This is a genomic window from Streptomyces sp. NPDC050997 (genome assembly GCF_040660135.1).
In the GTDB taxonomy this organism is placed as follows: Bacteria; Actinomycetota; Actinomycetes; order Streptomycetales; family Streptomycetaceae; genus Streptomyces.
Window position 1 is genome coordinate 397,854 of record NZ_JBFAGK010000001.1, and the last position, 16,764, is coordinate 414,617.

The window sequence follows — 16,764 nt, forward strand, 5'->3', positions numbered from 1 at the left end:
CAGCCGTCAGCCGTCAGCCGTCAATCATGTCCGAGCAGCGGACGTCAGTTCAGGCCGACCGACTTCAGCCACGCCTGGGCGACGTCGAGCGGGTCCTTGTTCTCCAGCTGCACCTGGGAGTCCATGTCCAGCAGCGACTTCGTGTCCAGCTTGGCCGAGACCTCGTTGAGGGCGGCCACGCCCTCCTGGGAGAGCCCGGACTTGTAGACCAGCGGGGTCACGTTGGCGAAACCGAAGAGGTTCTTCGGGTCCTGCAGGACGATGAACTTCTCCTTGACGATGGTCGGGTCCGTGGTGAAGATGTCCGCGGCCTGCACGGTGTTCTTGGTGAGCGCCGCCTGGGTCAGCGGACCGCCCGCGTCCAGCGCCTTGAAGGACTTGAACTTCAGGCCGTACACGGACTCCAGGCCCACCAGACCCTGCTGCCGGGTCTGGAACTCCGGCGAACCGCCGATGGCCAGTTGCGGCGCGATGTCCTTGAGGTCCGCGAGCGTGGACTGCGAGGTCAGGCTGTGCTTCTTCGCGGTGTCCGCGTTGATGCTGACGGAGTCCTTGTCCTCCGCGGGCGCCGAGTCCAGCAGCGTCAGCTTCGAGTCGAGCTTGGCCTTCGCGGTGGCGTTCACGGCCGCGGCCGTCTTCTGCTCCGCCTTCGCGTCCAGGTAGGCGAGCAGCGAGCCGTTGTACTCCGGCAGGACCGTGATGGAGCCGTTCTTCAGCAGGCCGTAAGTGGTCTCCCGGCTGCCGATGTTCGGCTTGTAGGAGACCTTGACACCCTTGGCCTTGAGTGCCTCGCCGTAGATGTCGGCGATCAGGATGCTCTCGGCGAAGTTGTTGGAACCGACGACGACCGTGTCACCCTCCGCCTTCTCGGCCAACGGGTCGGAGGTGTCGTCCGAGGAGGAGCATCCCGCCAGCAGGGCGGTGGTGGCGGCGAGCGCGAGGGCGGCCACGCCCGGACGACTCCGGAGGGACCTGCTGTGTGCGGCGGTAAAAGTCACGATTTCCGTTCCGGACTCTGGGGGTTGCTCGGAAGCTCTTGCGCTGATCCAATCCAGCCGGTTATTGGTCAGTCAAGAGCAGTCTTATTACCAATTGGCTTCATTGCCCGTCTGGTACTGGTGACAGCTTGACCACAACCATCACCGAACCCGCCGACCTGTGGATGAGTCGTGATGGATTCTTGACGTAGGGGCACGCGATCCGGCCCCCGAAGAGGCTGTAGTCTCGCCGAAGTTGGCGCCGGTCACAGTGGCGTGCGGGGGCCGCATCGGTGTTGTCCTGTCACACCGAACCGTGTCGATCAGAATCGGTCACGTGTCAGTTCTTCGCACGCCGTAAGACACGCACGAAGGAGGGCCTGGTGTCCACGAGCGAGGTGGGCTCGGCTGCCCAGCCGACAACGCCGTCGGTCCCGGGTGACACGTCCGGTGTACGAGGTGCCCGGCGGCTACGGGGTTTCGCCGACCGCTGGCCGTTCCGTCGCAAGCTCAACGTCCTGGTCGGTGTCCCGCTGGCCGTGGTCGCCGCACTCCTCTTCTATCTCATCGCCGAACAGCTGAGCCAGGCCCAGGACGCGGACACCGCGGCTCAGCTGGTGCGGGACAGTTCCGAGGTCGCGGAGCTGGTGGACCAGGTGGAGACCGAGCACCAGCAGGCCATCCTGCTGTCCGTGCGGAACGAGGCCGCGTCCACGGGTACCCACCCCTCCGCCGCCGACTACCGCAAGGCGCAGGCCGCGGTCGACGCCCAGGTCAAGAAGGTGCGCGACACCTTCGGTGACCGGCTGCCGGACACCGAGGCGCAGGCCCTGCGGGAGATCAACGGCCTCAGCAGTCTGCGTGACACCATCGAGCAGGGCTATCTGCCCGCCGACAACATCGACCCGGCCTACACCAACGCCTCCAAAAACCTGATCGACGGTCTCGGCCTGGACCACAACGCGGCTCTCGCCGGTACCTTCACCGGCAACCTGCTGGACTCCCTGCTGCGCGCCGACGCCGCCCACAGCGCCTTCGAGACGGCCGTGTTCTCCGCGCGCACCGGTGACAGCAACGCCCTGATCGAGTTCATCGGCGCGGTCGGCTTCGAGAACGAGTACACCCACCAGGCCGACCGCTTCGCCCGGTTCTCGAGCGAGGCCCAGGCGGACGAGCTGGGCGGGATCGAGCACAACAGCTCACAGGCGACCATCGGCCGGCACTACGCCGAGCTGCAGATCGACCCCGGCAACCTGCAGGCGGGGACGCCCACGGAGATCCGCGAGGCCTTCACCGAGGCCCTCGGCTCCTACCCCGACTACCGTCTGCAGTCCGACAGCCGCCTGAAGATCACCGCGTCTCTCATCGGCCAGATCGCCGACCGGGCCGACAACGCGTCGAGCGAGGCCGCCTGGCGCGCGGGCCTGCTGCTGACCCTCGCGCTGTTCGGCTTCGCCGCGTGGATCGCCTTCGCGGTCCTCGTACGACGCTCCGTGGTGCGCCCCGTGCAGGCGCTCACCGGTGCCGCGCGGCAGGTCGCCGATGTCGCCGGACGCGAGCTGGCGCGGGTGGCGGACGACGACGCCGAGGACGACGCGCCGCCCCGGCTGCGCGAGGTGCCGGTCACCGCGAAGGACGAGATCGGCGATCTCGCCGAGGCCTTCAACCATGTGCAGACCACCGCGTCCGCGCTGCTGGAGCGCCAGGTGCTCAGCCGCCGCAACGTCGCCGAGATGTTCGGCAACGTCGGCCGTCGCGTCAGCAACCTGACCACCCGGCAGCTGGCCCTGATCGACGCGGTGGAGCGCGGCGAGACGGACCCCGCGCTGCTGGAGCGGCTCTACAGCATCGACCACATCGCGGTCCGGCTGCGCCGCAACGCGGACAGCCTGATGCTGCTCGCCGGCATCCGCGAGACGGTCCTGGACTCCGGGCCCCTCGCGCTCACCAACGTCGTGCGGGCCGCCCTCGGTCAGATCGAGGGATTCCAGCGGGTCCATCTGCTCGCCGGGACCGAGGTCATGGTGGAGCCCGACATCATCGGCGACCTCACCCTGATGGTGGCCGAACTGGTGGAGAACGCCGTGTCGTTCTCGCCCGCGGGCAGCCCCGTGGAGGTGACGGTCCGCAACAGCGCCGAGGGCGCGCTGTTGGTGGTCGCCGACCACGGCCTCGGCATGAGTGCGGAGCGGATCGCCGAGGAGAACGCCCGCCTGATCCGCCGCGAACGCCTCGACGTGGTCCCGACGAAGGTGCTCGGCCTGTTCGTGGTGGGCGCGCTGGCCCGCCGCTGGGACGTGGACGTGGCCCTGTCCCGTACCCCGGGAGGAGGCGTCACCGCGGAGGTGACCATCCCGTCGTCCCTTCTGCTGACGATGAGCCCGATGGTGGCGCCGGCTGCCTCCGGCGGCTCGGCGAAGAGCGTGGGGACGGGTTCGGCCGCGGCTCCTGGGCCCACCACCGCCGCGTCGGCTCCCGGTTCGACCTCCGCCGGTCACCCGGGCGTCGCCGACTCCCGGGCCGCCGCCTCCGACGCGCGGCCGATGCCCCGGGCGGGGACGGCAGCCGCCTCCCCCCGAAGAACCGCCCCCACCGACGACGAGCCCGCCCCGCTCCCCCGCCGGGTGCCGCAGCGGGCCACCCCCGCCAACGGCACGGCGGCCTCCCCCACTCCGGAGAGCACGCCGGCCAACGACCCGCACACCGACCCGGTCCCGTCCGGTACACCCGCCACGAGGGCCGTCCCCGCCCCGGACGACACCTCGGCCGCCCCCGACACACCCACCGCCCCCGCCACTTCGGCCGACCCCACCTCCGACGACACCCTCGCGCCCTACATCCCCCGGGCCCGGGACGGTGAGCCGGTGTCGTCCGTATCCGCCGCCCGAGGTGACGGGGCGGAGCCCGGTGACGGCGCCCGCCCGCTGCGCCGACGCGTCCGCGGAGCCACACTTCGTACGACCTTCGGTGCCGACCCCGACCAGCAGGCCACCCGCCGGTCCGCACCCCGCCCCGCCGACGCGGAGGCCGTCCGAGACTCGCTCGACGAGTTCGAGGCGGCCGTGGCGCGCGCCAACCGCGACAGCGAAGACGAGGGCGGCGACGATCGCCGCCCCGCCCGACACCACCTCGACACCGACGACACCGCTACCCCCTCGACCCCCGTGCCCCGCGCCAGCGGCCCCGCACCCAGTCCCTCGCACCAGCACCACCACTCCACGGAAGGAGCGGAGCAGTGAGCACGTCGACAGGTGGCACTCCGACGGGAGGCACCACCCCGGCCGAACTGCAGGCCGCCGCAGCCGATTTCACCTGGCTGTTGAATCGTTTCGCCACCGAGACGGCAGGCGTCGTCGATGCCATCGCCGTCTCCTCCGACGGCCTGCTCATCGCCGTGTCCGAGTTGCGTGAGCACGCCGACTCCGAGCGCCTCGCCGCGATCGTCTCCGGCATCACCAGCCTGGCCGCCGGGGCCTCCGGCAACTACGGTCTGGGCGGCCTCAACAAGGTCATCATCGACCTGGAGGGCGGCCATGTCCTGGTCTCCGCGATCGGCAGCGGCGCCGTCCTCGGCGTGGTCACCGACAAGGAGGCCAAGCTCGGCAACATCGCGTACGAGATGACGCTGTTCGCCAACCGTGCCGGTGCCGCGCTCAGCCCCCAGCTCGTACTCGAACTGAAGAACAGCGTCGGCGCCCCGTCGAAACGCTGACCGGGCGCCGCCCGGCCTAGGAGAAAGACACAGCCCATGTCGGACGGCCGCACTCCCAGAGGTGCCGGCGAGGACGGCACCGCGCCCCCCGGGGCGGCCGGTCCCGTTCCCGCCGTACGGCCGTTCCTGGTCACCGCCGGCCGGGTGGCCCCCAGCGCCAACGGCCGGACGATGCCCGTCGAGACCCAGGTGGTGGCCACCACCGAGGGACTCGACATCCTCGACCAACTCTCCTTCGAACAGCACGACATCATCGCCGCCTGCCGTCGGCCGCAGTCCATCGCGGAGATCGCGGCCAGGCTGCGGCTGCACCTCAACGTGGTCCGCATCCTCGCCGAGGACCTGCGCGCGGCGGGGCAGCTGACGGTGCACGTGCCCGACTCCGGCGTCATCCACGACGCATCCGTCCTGCGAAGGGTTATCGATGGCCTCCGTGCCATCCCCGACTCCCGAGGGGTTCTCCGTGACACCGACTGAACCCGCCACCCGGCCCGCGGCCGCGCAGGCCGCCGTAAGACCACCGCTGCCGGTCAAGATGGTGATCGCGGGCGGTTTCGGCGTGGGCAAGACCACCGCCGTCGGCTCGATCTCCGAGATCGAGCCGCTGACCACCGAGGCCGCGATCACCGAGGTGGCGGCCGGCGTGGACGACCTCAGCCACACCCCGCGCAAGACGACGACCACGGTCGCGATGGACTTCGGCTGCATCACCATCGACCCGACCCTGAAGCTGTACCTGTTCGGCACGCCCGGTCAGGAGCGGTTCGGGTTCATGTGGGACGACATCGTCGAGGGCGCGGTCGGCGGACTCGTCATCGTGGACACCCGCCGCCTCGACGACTGCTACGCGGCCGTCGACTACTTCGAGCACCAGCAGATCCCGTTCGCGGTGGCCGTCAACGCCTTCGACGGGGAGGTCCAGCACACCCTGGACGAGGTCCGCTGGGCGCTCGACGTCAACGACCGTGTCCCGCTGGTGGTGTTCGACGCCCGTGAGCGCGGCTCGGTGCGCGACGCCCTGCTCGTCGTACTGGAACAGGCACTGGCCCGCACCGAGGGCTGACCCGAGCGGTACACGCAGGCGGGCCCGGGCGACGATCACGTCACCCGGGCCCGCCTGCGTGTGGCTGGTGCCGCGGCGGGCAATGTCTGCCCGTGAAGGAGCGGCGTCGTGGGCCCCCGCTCGAGCGCAGCCGAGAGTGGGGGAGCGTGCTCTCGGCGTGCCGGGCGGAAGCCCTCGTGCTGGACGTACTTGGGCATTCGCGCGGTGCGGGGAGAGTGCGTGCCAGGCTTCGCGACGGGGCGAACATTGCCTGCCACGGCACTAACCGCTGCGGCGCACGCCGGGCGACACCGCGAGCCGGTGCACCGCCCAGAACAGTCCGAGCGTCACCAGCGCCATCACGGCGACCAGGGTGGCGCCGCCCACGACCTTCTCGTAGTTGCGCTGGTAGAGACCGTCGACGATGTACCGGCCGAGGCCGCCGAGGGAGACGTACGCGGCGATGGTGGCCGTGGAGACGATCTGGATGGCCGCCGAACGCAGGCCGCTGAGGATCAGCGGGAGCGCCACCGGCAGCTCCACCTGGAACAGGATGCGGGACTCCCGCATGCCCATCCCGCGGGCCGCGTCCACCGGGGACGGGTCGACGGACCGCACCGCCTCGTAGGTGGTGACCAGGATCGGCGGGATGGCGAGGACGACCAGCGGGATCATCACCGGCAGCAGTCCGAGGCCGAGGATGACGAACATCAGCACCAGCAGACCGAAGCTGGGCAGGGCGCGGCCGGCGGTGGCGATGAACGCGAGCGCGTTGCCGCCCCGGCCGGTGTGCCCGGTCAGCAGGCCGACGGGGAGGCCGATCGCGGCGGCGATGGCGAGCGCCAGGAGCGAGTACCCGACGTGCTCGCCGAGCCGGGTGGGGATGCCGTCGTAGCCCTGCCAGCGGGCGCCGTCGCTGAAGAACGCGTTGATGAAGTTCAGTACGTTCACTTGAGCGCGTCCTCCAGAGCGAGCGTGGCCGGTTCGGGCCGGGCCGCGGCCGCCTTCGGTTTCCTGCGGGCGGCACCCGGCATCCAGGGCGTGAGCAGCACCCTCAGCCCCACCAGCAGGGCGTCCAGGACGATCGCCAGGACGGCCGTGGTGACCACGGAGTTCACGGCCAGTTCGGGGCGGTGGTAGAACATCGCGTCGGCGAGCAGGTTGCCGAGCGCGCCCTGGTTGCCGATCAGGGTGCCGACGCTCACCAGCGAGACGCTCGACACGACCGCGATCCGCAGCCCCGCGATGATGGCGGGCACCGCGATCGGCAACTGCACCTGCACGTACCGGCGTACCGGCCCGAAGCCCATGGCGGTCGCGGCGGCCAGCGTCTCCTGCGGCACCGACCGCACACCGTCCACGATCGCCGGGACCAGCACCACCAGGCTGTAGACGCCCAGCGGGATCATCACGGTGAGCTCGGTCTGGCCGGTGTAGTCGATGAGGACGACGAAGAAGGCCAGCGAGGGGACGGCGTACAGCACGGTCGTCACCCACAGCACCGGCGGGTACAGCCAGCGGAACCGTATGCACAGCTGGGCCAGCGGCAACGCCAGCACCAGGCCGAACACCACCGGCAGCAGGGCCTCACGCACATGCAGGCCGATGAGACCGAGCCAACTGTGCTGGAGGTCGCTGGGGATGTCGAAGAAGCCGTTCATCGGGCGACCTTGGTGACCGGGGCGGCCGGGGTGTCCTGGCCGGTCTCGCGGCCCTCGGCGTGGGCACCGCGGATCGCCTCGCCGATGGTCTGCTGGGAGACCACCCCGGCGGCCCGGCCCTCGGCGTCCACGGCGACCGCCCAGCCGGTGGGCGAGAGCACCGCGCAGTCGAGCGCGGCCCGCAGCGACTCGGTCCCGGCCACGAACGGCCGCCCGTGCGACAGGAGTTGCTCCGGCCTGATGTCCCCGGCCCGCAGCCGGCCCGGCTCGCCCCAGCCAAGGGGCTTGCCCGCCAGGTCCGTTACGAGGAGGTAGGGGACGCCCGCGGTGTCGCGCGCGGCGATCTGCTCGGCCGTGGAGTCGATCGCGACGATCGGCGCGGTCAGCAACTCCAGCCCGGCGGACGGGAAGAAGGACAGCCGCCGGATGCCGCGGTCCGCGCCGAGGAAGTCCTCGACGAAGTCGTCCGCGGGGTGGGACAGCAGCTCGGCGGGCGGTGCGAACTGGGCGAGCTTGCCGCCGGTACGCATCACGGCGACCATGGTGCCGAGCTTGACAGCCTCGTCGATGTCATGGGTGACGAAGACGATCGTCTTGCCCAACTCGCCCTGGATACGCAGGAGTTCCTCCTGCAGCCCCTTGCGGACCACCGGGTCGACGGCGGAGAACGGCTCGTCCATGAGCAGGACCGGCGGATCGGCGGCGAGCGCCCGGGCCACTCCGACGCGCTGCTGCTGTCCGCCCGACAGCTGGTACGGGTACCGCTTGCCGAGCGCGGCGTCGAGCCCCACGCGCTCCATCAGCTCCCGGGCCCGCGACCGCGCCTTCTCCTTGCCCCAGCCGAGCATGCGGGGCACGGTGGCGATGTTGTCGACGATCGTGCGGTGCTGGAAGAGACCGGCGTTCTGGATGACGTACCCCATGGACCGCCGCAGCGTGTTCACGGGCTGCCGCGTGATGTCCTGGCCGTCGAGGAGGATGGTGCCCTCGCTCGGCTCGACCATCCGGTTGATCATGCGCAGGGTGGTCGTCTTCCCGCAGCCGGACGGCCCGACGAGAACGGTGATCGAGCGGTCGGGTATCTCCAACGAGAGCCGGTCGACCGCCACCGTGCCGTCCGGATACCGCTTGGTGACTGAATCTATCCGTATCAAAGCGCCGAATACCCTTCGGGTCTGGCAGAAGTTTCGCACTTTTGGCCAGTGCGGGCCATTGCGGGGAGAGTCTAGACGGCCCGCGTTGCGGACATTCGAACGGCTTCGCGGGGCCGCTCACGGCCGCGGCCCGCGCCGCTTGTCACGCCGTCCCGCTCCGCAGGGTCCGGCGGGCGGTGACGAGAGCCTGCCAGCGTGCGCGGGTGGTGTCCGGCCCGTCGAGCCAGCGCGTCCCGGACGGGCGGTCGGCGGGCAGCGGCCGACCGGCCATGAAGCACACGATGTCGCCGTAGTACGCGTAGGCGTCGCCGCGCACCAGGTCCCGCAGACGGGCGAGGGAGGCGTCCAGCCGGTCCCGGTCGGCCAGCACGGCGTGATGGAAGCCCAGAGCGAGCTCGACGGCCGGCCGGGCCGCGGTGATCCCGGCGACGTCGGCCTCGGCGCGCAGGACGCGCGCGCGGTCCTCGATCCCGGCTGCCGCCCCGCCGGCGTCGCGGACCAGGGCGGCGATGTGGGCGGTGAGCCGGGTGGCCCTCAGGTCGAGGCCGACGAGCAGCTGATGGGCGAGGTCGAGTTCGTCGTGGGCGACGGCGGGGTCGGTGAACGCGAGGGTGAAGGCACGGTGCGCCTGCGCGGTGGCGCGTTCCCCCGCGACCGCGTGCTGCTCGGCCTCGTCGCGGGCGGCCTCGTACGCCGCGGCGGCGCGCGCCATGTCGCCGTGCACCCACCACACGTCGCCGAGGATCCGGTGGTGGCGCCCAGCCCAGCCCAGGGTGTCGGCGGTCCGCAGGGCGGTGGGGAAGTCCCCGGCGAGCCGGGCGAGGTGCGCCAGTCCACGCCGGGCCGCCGGAGCGAGCCGCCCGCCGCCCTCGGCGACCAGGCGCATACCGCGCCGCGAGTCCGCCGAACGGCCGAGGTCGCGCTGGGCCTTGGCCCGGTAGTAGACGGCCATGTCCCGCAACTCGGGCGGCAGCAGACCCGATTCGACGACCGCCCCGAGCCGGGCGACGGTGCGCTCGCGGTGCTCGTGCTGTCGACGGGCGAGTGCGCTGAGGGTCTCCACCAGCGCGTCGGCCGCCGTCCGCAGCGCGGGCGGGCCGGGCTCGGCCGGCGCGGGCGGGTCGGGCTCGGCCGGCGCGGGCGGGTCGAGCGGCTCCCACACGGAGTCGCCGACATAGCTCCAGGCCGCCTCGGCGAGCCAGCCGAGCTCCAGGTCGAAGTCCCGTGCCAGGCGCAGTCCTTGACGCAGACAGGTGACGAGTCGGCTCCGGTGCCGGGCGGACGTGTCGGCCCAGCGTTCACCGATCGCCTCGAAGGCACGTGCCGCGGCGTGCGTCCAGTCCCGCGCGGACCACCGGTCGTCCGCCCGGTCACCGGCCGTACGGAGGGTGGAACGGATCACGCCGTGCAGGTGGTACGGCCATTCGGCGTGCGGGTCCGAGCGGACGAAGGGCCGCTCGACGAGCCGTAGGGCGGCGGACTCGTAGGTCATCCCCGCGGTCCTGGAGGCGAGGGCCACGTCGAAGTTGTCGAGGAGGGAGACGGAACGCAGGACGTGCCGTTCGTCGGGGGTGAGGTCCCTGAGGGTGCGGACGATGAGGGCGGGGAAGTCCAGGTCGAGGTCGGCCGGACGAGGGTGACGGCCGGTGCGTCGGACCGCCAGGAACCGCTGGACGGCCAGGTCCAGATGGAGCGGCAGGCCGTGCGAACGAGCGGTGATGACGGCCCGGACGTCCGGACCGATGACGGGTCGCCCGTCGCGGGTCAGGCGCCGGGCGAGGTAGTCGTCGCAGTCCTCCGCCGAGAAGTCCCCGACGAGGATCTGCCGTTCACCGTGCGGTCCCGGGCCCGCGTTGGCTGCCGGCGGACCGTCGGGAGCGGCCAGTCCGGGCCAGGCAGTCGGCCCTGTCCAGTCGAGCTGGCCGTGCAGGGCCTCGTCGGCCCACTGCAGTCGGCTGCGTCCGGTGATGACGAAGAACGCGTTGGGCATGAGCCATACGACGCGTTGCAGCAGCCGTTCCAGGTCGCGGTGGACACGGTCGCCGACGTCCTCGAACGTGTCCAGCAGGATCACCGGCACGACCGCCTTGGCCGTGGGCACCCGGGCGAGTTCCCAGGCCAGCAGGTGGGTGGAGTACGCGAGTGCGTCCAGATCGGGCTCGGCCTCCAGCAGATCGGCGAGCCGGGCGCATCCCGCGAGCGCGCGCACCGAGGCCCGGCGGTCCCGCAGGGCACGCACGAGCGCTCCGGTGACCTGTCCGACGACCGCTCCGACCGTGCCGGGCAGCAGCAGCGCCTGGGCGATGTCGGCCAGTGCCGACTGCATCTGCTGCGGCACGGCCTTGCCGAAGCGCCGGCCGAGACCGCCGCGGCGCAGGAACTCCTCCAGCGGCTCCCCCGGGTGGACGTGGTCCCAGTAGCGGCGCAGCGCCAGGTCGAAGGCGGGCAGTGGACGGCCGAGTTCGGCGAGAGCCAGTCGGAGGGTGAGGACCACCCGTTCGAAGTCGGTTCCGGCCGAACGGGCCAGGTCGATCCGGACCGGCAGGACCCGCGGGCCGGCCCATCCGGGCGCCCCCCACTGTGCGGGCCGGTGCTCGCTGTGGGCGAGCGCGGCCTCCACCTTCCGGGACAGCGTCGACTTGCCGATTCCGCCGACGCCGTGGAACACGAGCACGTTGTCGCGCGGCGCTTCGAGGTCCTCGACGTCGAAGTCGGGTGCGCGGACGGTGCTCAGATGGTCCAGGAGGGCGCCGGTGACGGCCTCCCACTGCTCCTGACGGTTGGTGAAGTGTTCCTCGACATGGATCCCCCGATCGTTGGAGCCGAACAGCGCCCGCAGATCCCGCCCACCCACGACACCCCCCAGTACCAAGGGCATGTTATCCGCGGGTGGCGATACGGTCCGACCTGAGATCCAGCCATTCACAGGAGCACTCCCAAGATCGAGCCGGCGCTGTGTCACCCGGTGTCCGGCTCATGAGTGCGGGTGCGTTGCCGGGCCCCTAAGCTGACCTCACGGAACGGGGGCACGACATATGCCTCTCCAAGCTCCACTCGTACGTCATCGGACATGGAGAGAAATTTGGTGTGGTTGATTGCCGGAGGCAAGAGCAAGAGTAAGAACGACAACGGCGGGAACGAAAGGACTTCTGCGCGCATCCGTAGCGTGTGGAACACTACCCGCAAGGTAATAAAAATGACCGCCGGACCGCTGGCGCCCGGGCCCGTTCAGGGCCATGCAGGTCCGGCTTTCGAGGTGGCCGTCGTGTCCGAGAAGGAGAACCGACAGCAACCGCCTGCCGCGTCGGGGAAAACCCGTGCCGACGACCGCGCCGGGTACGCGGCGGCGATGGAACGTGTGCGACTTGTGATCGCCTGGTACAACAAGGCCATTCATCATGAGAGGCGTTCGACGTCACCCGATCGGAGTCGACTCGAGACCCTGATCGCCGAGCGGCAGGCCTGTGTGGAGGACCAGAAAGCCCTCGAAACAGCGGACGCCGACGAAGTCGCACAGGTCGCGACGGCCTATGGTGCGCGCTTCCGGCATCTGGCACGAGCGGAGAACGGCTCCTAGGGCCTGTCGTTTGGATCAGGCCGCAGGAAAGCAGCGGTGCCTCCTGGCCGACCTGAGCGGGGTCTGGTGCGTGCAGCTGCAAGGCGGAGGAGGGCGTCGATGCGATGGGGGTCCCCCCGCGCGAGCGAAGCCGAGCGTGGGGGAATCGGCAACCGACGACAACGCGGCAGATGTGCGTGCCAGACCCCGCGTCTGCGGCGTGATCCAAACGACAGGCCCTAGGCCGAGGGAAGCAAGGGCCGGGCCAGTTCCGCGATCTCGTCCAGTTCGGCCCCGTGGCCGGGCAGCATCTCGCGCAGCCGTGCCAGGGTGTCGCGGAACCGCGCGGCCTCCGGGTCCGTGTATGAGCGGCTCCACTCGGCCCGTACCACGTCGAGCGCGCCGAGCCCGGTGAACTCGGGCGTACCGCGGTCGGCCTGATACAGCTCGGTGCCATCGCGACGCCGCACCGTCACCCGGTCGACCACCGCCTCCTGCTCGGCCGTCAGCACCGAGGCCTCGACCGCCGCGAAACAGTCGTCGTGCCCGGAAGCCGAGGTGAACCGGGCCGGCGATGCGCCCGCGCCGATCGCCTCGGCGTAGCGCGTGGCGGTACCCAGTCGGCTGTCCGACGGCCGCACCGCCAGCACGATCAGTTCCACGCGGTATCCCGCCTCCCGGAAGGCGGCGGCACCTTCCCGGAACTGCTTGGCCGAGCCCGGGGCGATCTCGATGACGGCATCGCCCCGTCGCTGTCGTACGAAGTCCTCGGCCCAGGCCTGCCATGCCCCGTAGTAAGGCCGGATCGCGGAGCCGGCGTTGCGGGGGTCGCCCTCCAGCAGCGTCAGGTAGGCGGGATGGAAGCCCTTGTAGTCGTCGCCCACGATGCGTACCGGCCGGCGGCCCGGCAGGAGAGGGGGCCACCGGTACAGGCTCTCGCTCTTGCCTCCGCCGGGCTGTGACATGACGTACACGACCACGGGATCCCCAGTTGACGCGACATCACTCAGGTAAGTCCCTTTGATGTCCTCGAAAATCTCCGCCATCTCCGTTTCGGAAAGACGGACACCTGGTTCTTCGTCTTGTTTCGCCACGGTCGTCGCGTCGCTGACGGCGAGGTTTCGCTGACACGGAGAGGGACCGACGCGACGCACGATCTTCAAGTGGACCTCGATCCTTGCGACTTCAGAAGCCGAAGCGGGTTGAGAAGCCAAGATGACAGTCGCACGGAACACGCCTCTCGCGTCAACCGGGGCTCAACCGCCCCAGAAGAATCTTCCGCCCTTGCCGCCCCGTGCGCAACGCACCTGATCGGGGGGTCCGCATGCTGGTACGGCACGGATCGTTCGCCTGACCGGGGAAAGTGGGCGGCTCTGCCGAAACGTGCCTCCATATGGTCACACCAATAGCTCGATCGAGTGGGTCGCCGGGGGGGCACGGGCAAACATCGCGCGCCCCTTGAATGGAGCGCGCGCCCGTGGTTTCGAGCTGCTTCGGAAATCTGTTCCCACGGGCAGAATTGCGCCCTCGTAGCGGCACGAATCGATTTTCCTGAGACACCCTCAATTGGCATACGGGGCGAATCCGCTGTGGGAAAGCTGTGAGTTCCCTGATTCTCATGCGCCCCTCAGCGAAGCCTCAGCGGCGCCCCAGACAGCCCCCGGATGGTCACTGACAACGCCGCGGCGACACCGCGACACCACCGCCCGGAGCACCTGGAGTACGTGTCATGACGACCCTCGCCCCACCGCCCGCGCCGACCTCCGAGGACGGCGGGGCGCAACGCCATCGCGCGGACCCGACGGCCGGCGGCCCTCTCGCCGTTCGTGCCCGGCGGCTGTTCACCGGCGCGCCCGAGGACCCGCGCTGGGTCCGTCCCGCCCTGTGGGCGGTCCTGGTCCTGGCGACGGTGCTGTACGCCTGGAACCTGACCTCCGTCACCGGCAACAGCTTCTACGACGCGGCCGTCTACAGCGGCACCAAGAGCTGGAAGGCGTTCTTCTTCGGGGCCCTGGACTCCGGCAGCTTCATCACGGTGGACAAACCGCCGTTCGCGCTGTGGGTGATGGGCCTGTCCGCGCGGCTCCTCGGCTACGGCACCTGGCAGTTGGCGCTGCCGATGGTGGCGGTCGGGGTGGGCTCCGTGGGCCTGCTGTACCGGATGGTGAAGCGGGACTTCGGTCCGGTCGCCGGCACGATCGCGGCCCTGGCGCTGACCCTCACCCCGATCACCGTCGCCATCACCCGGGACACCAACCCGGACCCGGTCCTGGTCTTCCTGATGCTGCTGGGCGCGGCCGCGCTGATGAAGGCCGTGCGCACCGGCCGGGCGATGCCGCTGGTGTGGTCGGGCGTCGCGATCGGCTTCGCGTTCAACACGAAGATGATGCAGGCGTACGTCGTCCTGCCCGCGTTCTTCCTCGTCTACCTGTGGGCCGCCCGCGCCTCCCTGGGCCGCCGGATCCGCAACCTCCTCGTGGCCACCGTGGCGCTGGTGGTCAGCAGCGCGTGGTGGATGGTGGTCGTCGACCTGATTCCGGCCTCCTCGCGCCCCTACATCGGCGGTTCGACCGACAACACGGTCTGGGACCTGGTCATCGGCTACAACGGCTTCGGCCGGATCTTCGGCGCCAGTGCGTCGGCGGGCTCACAGGGCAACGGGGCGAGCTTCGGCGGCGAGGCGGGCCTGTACCGGATGTTCAACGAGATCATGGGCGGCCAGATCTCCTGGCTGATCCCGTTCGCGCTGGTCGCCCTCGTCGGCGGGCTGGTGCTGCGCGGGCGCGCTCCCCATACGGACACCAGGCGGGCGGCCCTGCTGCTCTGGGGCGGCTGGTTCGTCCTGCACTACCTGACCTTCGCCCTCGCCGAGGGGACCTTCCACCCGTACTACGTCACCGCCATGGCCCCCGGTATCGCGGCCCTGGCCGGGATCGGCGCCGTGATGCTCCACCGGGCGTTCCGTGCGGGCTCGGCGGTGAAGTGGGGCTGGGTGTTGCCTTCGGCGGTCGCGGGCTCCACGGTGTGGTCGGTCGTCCTGCTCCAGCGGGTCTCCGGCTCCGGCACGGTGTACACGGTCGCACAGGTCGTCGCCGGGGTCGCCGGCGCGGCCGCGGTGATCGGGCTGCTGGTCGGGCGGTTCACCAGGCGGCAGCGGCTGATGGGGGTCGCCGCGCTGGCGGCGGTCGTCGCGCTGCTGGCGGGGCCCGCCGCGTACGCGGTCTCGGCGGCGAACTCCACGCCCAACGGCACGAATCCCACGGCGGGGCCGAACACCGGGGGCGGCATGGGCGGCGGCGGTGGCACGGGCGGCGGACAGCGGCCCGGCGGGACGTCCGGCGGGCCGGGCACCGGCAGCGAGAACGGGAGCGGGAGCGCCAGTGCGAGCGGGAGTGCGAGCGGCAGCGCGCCGAGCGGTTCCGGGGAGGGGCAGTCGGCGGGTCAGGCGCAGTCCGACTCCGCCCGGACCGACGGCGGGGGCGGCATGGGCGGCGGGACCCAGGTCTCGTCCGCGATGATCACGTATCTGAAGAAGCACCAGGACGGCGCCACCTGGCTGGTGGCCGTGGCCAACGACCAGACCGCGTCCTCGGTCATCCTGGAGTCCGGTGAGCCGGTGATCTCCATGGGCGGCTGGTCCGGCACCGACGACGCGATGACCCTGGCCAAGCTGAAGAGCCTGGTGGGGGCGGGCACGCTGCACTACATCGTGATCAGCGACAGCGGGCAGGGCTCCTCGAACGCCTCGAACTCCGAGATCTCGACCTGGGTCAAGAAGCACGGCACGGCGGTGTCCGACTACAGCGGTCTGTACCGGCTGGACACCTCCGACGCCGGCTGACACAGCCGTACACCGACAGGGCGGGCTGCCGGTCGCAGCCCGCCCGTCGGCGTGGCCGCCGTCCGAGGGCGGGGCGGCCGCAGGTCACGCCGCCGTGGGTCGCTCCGCCGCCGTCGGGAAGCCCGGTGTCCGCAGCACCGCGCGTTCCGCGGTCACCGCGAACACCTCGCAGCCGGGGAGCCCGGCCGCCCACTCGACGCCCTCGGCGCCCATCGCGAAGGCCGCCGTGGCGACCGAGTCCGCCTGAGTGAGCGTCGGGGCGAGGACCGTCAGGCTGAGCAGCCCGGTGGCCGGACGGCCGGTGCGGCCGTCGATGATGTGGTCGCCCCGCTCGTAGCGGGCGGAGGTGGCGACCGCGCCGTCGGTGAGCTCCAGGACGGTGCACAGCCGGTCGGCGTGCTCGGGGTGCCGTACGCCGACCCGCCAGGGTCCGCCGGCGGCGACCACGTCACCGCCGGCGTTGAGGCAGAAGCGCCGCGCGCCGGCCGCCCTGAGCAGCTCCGCCGCCCGCTGCACCGACCAGCCCTTGACCACCGCGCAGGGGTCGAGGCCGCGGCCGGGCAGCCGTACGTCGAAGGCGCCGCCGGTGGCGACACGGTAGTGCTCGCACAGGTCGAGGATCTCGGTGAGGTCGGCGCCGGGGGCCGACAGCTCGCCCCGGTCCAGCCGGGACACCTCGCTGTCGGGCTTGAACGGACTGAACCGGACGTCGACCTCGTTCAGCCACGCGAAGACCGCGTCCGCCGCCGACTCGGGGACGCCCTCGTCGTCGATCCGCAGCGAGACCGGGAAGCCCATGACGTGTTCGACGCGGTGCACGG

The 16,764-nt window shown here is 71.0% G+C and carries 13 protein-coding genes; 6 read left to right on the plus strand and 7 right to left on the minus strand.

What is annotated here, in order from left to right; all coding sequences use genetic code 11:
* Nucleotides 1–44: 44 nt before the first annotated feature.
* A complete protein-coding gene (locus AB0H86_RS01785; RefSeq protein ID WP_362431650.1) occupies nucleotides 45–998 on the minus strand; it encodes an ABC transporter substrate-binding protein in 954 nt (317 codons plus the stop codon).
* Between the two features lie 362 nt (nucleotides 999–1,360).
* Between AB0H86_RS01785 and AB0H86_RS01790 the strand changes: the two genes are divergently transcribed.
* The 4 genes from AB0H86_RS01790 to AB0H86_RS01805 are packed head-to-tail and all read left to right on the plus strand — an operon-like array spanning nucleotide 1,361 to nucleotide 5,752.
* The gene (locus AB0H86_RS01790; protein WP_362431652.1) at nucleotides 1,361–4,216 is read left to right on the plus strand and encodes an ATP-binding protein; all 2,856 of its coding nucleotides are present in this window, start codon (nucleotides 1,361–1,363) and stop codon (nucleotides 4,214–4,216) included.
* Nucleotides 4,213–4,689 (plus strand): roadblock/LC7 domain-containing protein, encoded by a 477-nt coding sequence (locus tag AB0H86_RS01795; protein WP_362431654.1) that lies wholly within the window; start codon nucleotides 4,213–4,215, stop codon nucleotides 4,687–4,689. Before AB0H86_RS01790 ends, AB0H86_RS01795 begins: the two co-directional genes overlap by 4 nt.
* Before the next feature lie 36 nt (nucleotides 4,690–4,725).
* On the plus strand, nucleotides 4,726–5,166 hold the full coding sequence (locus AB0H86_RS01800; RefSeq protein ID WP_362431656.1) for a DUF742 domain-containing protein: 441 nt from the start codon (nucleotides 4,726–4,728) through the stop codon (nucleotides 5,164–5,166).
* The gene (locus AB0H86_RS01805; protein WP_362431659.1) at nucleotides 5,153–5,752 is read left to right on the plus strand and encodes an ATP/GTP-binding protein; all 600 of its coding nucleotides are present in this window, start codon (nucleotides 5,153–5,155) and stop codon (nucleotides 5,750–5,752) included. The genes AB0H86_RS01800 and AB0H86_RS01805 overlap by 14 nt, the downstream gene beginning before the upstream one ends.
* A gap of 261 nt (nucleotides 5,753–6,013) precedes the next feature.
* Here the strand turns inward: AB0H86_RS01805 and AB0H86_RS01810 are convergent, their stop codons facing one another.
* The 4 genes from AB0H86_RS01810 to AB0H86_RS01825 all read right to left on the minus strand — a co-directional run bounded on the left by AB0H86_RS01810 (nucleotide 6,014) and on the right by AB0H86_RS01825 (nucleotide 11,424).
* Entirely contained in the window at nucleotides 6,014–6,682 is a 669-nt protein-coding gene (locus AB0H86_RS01810; RefSeq protein ID WP_362431662.1) for an ABC transporter permease, read from the minus strand.
* On the minus strand, nucleotides 6,679–7,392 hold the full coding sequence (locus AB0H86_RS01815; RefSeq protein ID WP_362431664.1) for an ABC transporter permease subunit: 714 nt from the start codon (nucleotides 7,390–7,392) through the stop codon (nucleotides 6,679–6,681). Before AB0H86_RS01815 ends, AB0H86_RS01810 begins: the two co-directional genes overlap by 4 nt.
* A complete protein-coding gene (locus tag AB0H86_RS01820; protein ID WP_362431666.1) occupies nucleotides 7,389–8,546 on the minus strand; it encodes an ABC transporter ATP-binding protein in 1,158 nt (385 codons plus the stop codon). Before AB0H86_RS01820 ends, AB0H86_RS01815 begins: the two co-directional genes overlap by 4 nt.
* Before the next feature lie 142 nt (nucleotides 8,547–8,688).
* Entirely contained in the window at nucleotides 8,689–11,424 is a 2,736-nt protein-coding gene (locus AB0H86_RS01825) for an ATP/GTP-binding protein (protein ID WP_362431668.1), read from the minus strand.
* Nucleotides 11,425–11,742: 318 nt separating this feature from the next.
* Here AB0H86_RS01825 and AB0H86_RS01830 point away from each other — a divergent pair, with 318 nt between their 5' ends.
* Nucleotides 11,743–12,123: a hypothetical protein gene (locus AB0H86_RS01830; protein WP_362431670.1), complete on the plus strand. Its 381-nt coding sequence runs from the start codon at nucleotides 11,743–11,745 to the stop codon at nucleotides 12,121–12,123.
* Between the two features lie 218 nt (nucleotides 12,124–12,341).
* Here the strand turns inward: AB0H86_RS01830 and AB0H86_RS01835 are convergent, their stop codons facing one another.
* On the minus strand, nucleotides 12,342–13,148 hold the full coding sequence (locus tag AB0H86_RS01835; RefSeq protein ID WP_362431672.1) for a zeta toxin family protein: 807 nt from the start codon (nucleotides 13,146–13,148) through the stop codon (nucleotides 12,342–12,344).
* Between the two features lie 683 nt (nucleotides 13,149–13,831).
* Between AB0H86_RS01835 and AB0H86_RS01840 the strand changes: the two genes are divergently transcribed.
* Nucleotides 13,832–15,943, plus strand: a complete 2,112-nt coding sequence (locus tag AB0H86_RS01840) for a glycosyltransferase family 39 protein (protein WP_362431674.1) — start codon at nucleotides 13,832–13,834, stop codon at nucleotides 15,941–15,943.
* Between the two features lie 84 nt (nucleotides 15,944–16,027).
* Here the strand turns inward: AB0H86_RS01840 and AB0H86_RS01845 are convergent, their stop codons facing one another.
* Nucleotides 16,028–16,762: an FAD:protein FMN transferase gene (locus AB0H86_RS01845; RefSeq protein ID WP_362431676.1), complete on the minus strand. Its 735-nt coding sequence runs from the start codon at nucleotides 16,760–16,762 to the stop codon at nucleotides 16,028–16,030.
* Nucleotides 16,763–16,764 lie beyond the last annotated feature (2 nt).